Below are 1,437 nucleotides of genomic sequence, written 5' to 3' on the forward strand. Positions count from 1 at the left end.
ACTGATGGTTTCAGAATGAGGTCGCGAGGCGTATGGGGCGCCGCCGGATGAGGCGAGAGCCTGCCCGGTCTGCCCCGTGCAGTTCTGTCTCGCGGCCTGACCCACGACAGCCGGCAGACTCACCCGTACGGCCAGGGCACCGTGCATAGTGTGCTCATGGATCGATTCGAGGGTCGGGCCCGCCTCGAATGGTGGGCCAATCACGCGACGTGCCTGGAGGAGTACGACATCGACATCACCGCCACTGTCGACGCGGTCGGCAAGTGGCGGGCAACCGGGCGGCATGCCACCGCCCTTGAACCGCCCCAACGCGAGGGCTGGGACTTCCTCGTGGAGATGGACCCCCACTTCTCCATTGCGTTTCCCGGTGAAGACCGCGGCGGGATCACGGTGCGAGTCGTCGAGGCCGAGGATGGAACCCTCACGCTTACGGAGGCACCGGACTGGGACGGCTCCGTGAGCATCACCTTCGACCTCACCTGAGTTCAGCTCGTAAGGGCAGGAACTCGACTTCACCACCCTGCCTCCGGCTCGGTACGTCGCCCACACTGATCCTTCAGGATGAGGGGCGGAGAAGGCGGCGCAGACAGATCAGGCTGCAGGCCAGTTCGAGCAGGCCCTGGTGGAGATCTGCGCGTCGTTCGTAACGGGTGCGGAGCCGCTTGAACTGATGCAGCCAGGCGAAGGCGCGCTCGACCACCCAGCGCACCTTGCCCAGTCCGGATCCGTGCGCGACGCCGCGTCGGGCGATCATCGGCTTGATGCCGCGCTGCCTCAGCAGGCGGCGGTACTTGTCGAAGTCGTACCCCCGGTCGGCGTACAGACGTCGGGGCTTGCGGCGGGGACGTCCTCGTAGACCCCGGATAGCTGGGACTGCGTCCAGTAGCGGCAGCAACTGGGTGACGTCATGTCGGTTCCCGCCGGTGAGGGTGACGGCGAGCGGGGTGCCGTGGCGGTCGACGATCAGATGGTGCTTGGAGCCGGGACGGGCGCGGTCGACGGGTGAGGGGCCGACATGATCCCCCCTTTCAGGGCCCGAATATGCGACCCGTCTACGGCGCAGTCGTCCAGCCCGAGAAGGTCAGCGCGGCGTAGTTCGGTCAGTAGGGCGGCGTGCAGGCGAGACCAGACACCGGCCTCGGTCCAGTCCCGTAGCCGTCGCCAGGCCGTCACCCCGGAGCAGCCCACCGTCTCGGCCGGGACATCGCGCCAGGCGACACCGGTCCGCAACACGTACATGACGGCTGAGAGGGCGGCCCGGTCGGGAACACGCAGGCGGCCTGGGTAGCGGTGGCGCCGTACGGGCGCGGGCGGCAGAAGCGGGGCCACCCGTTCCCACAGGTCATCCGAAACAAGATCAGCACGCACCCGGACACCCTGCCGCCCAAGATCACCGGGCACAAGGCCCCCAGCTGAACTCATTCTGAAACGATCAGT

2 protein-coding genes are annotated in these 1,437 nt (G+C 67.5%); one reads left to right on the plus strand and one right to left on the minus strand.

The features are described from left to right. Positions 1–156: 156 nt before the first annotated feature. On the plus strand, positions 157–483 hold the full coding sequence (locus ACIQRW_RS38375; protein ID WP_403770008.1) for a hypothetical protein: 327 nt from the start codon (positions 157–159) through the stop codon (positions 481–483). A 73-nt stretch (positions 484–556) separates the two neighbouring features. Here ACIQRW_RS38375 and ACIQRW_RS38380 read toward each other — a convergent pair. After that, a protein-coding gene (locus ACIQRW_RS38380; protein WP_403770010.1) for an IS5 family transposase occupies positions 557–1,368 on the minus strand; the annotation gives its coding sequence in 2 pieces (ribosomal slippage) (positions 557–1,020 and positions 1,020–1,368; 813 coding nt in all). Positions 1,369–1,437: the final 69 nt, after the last annotated feature.

Source organism: Streptomyces sp. NPDC091287, assembly GCF_044768525.1.
GTDB lineage: Bacteria > Actinomycetota > Actinomycetes > Streptomycetales > Streptomycetaceae > Streptomyces.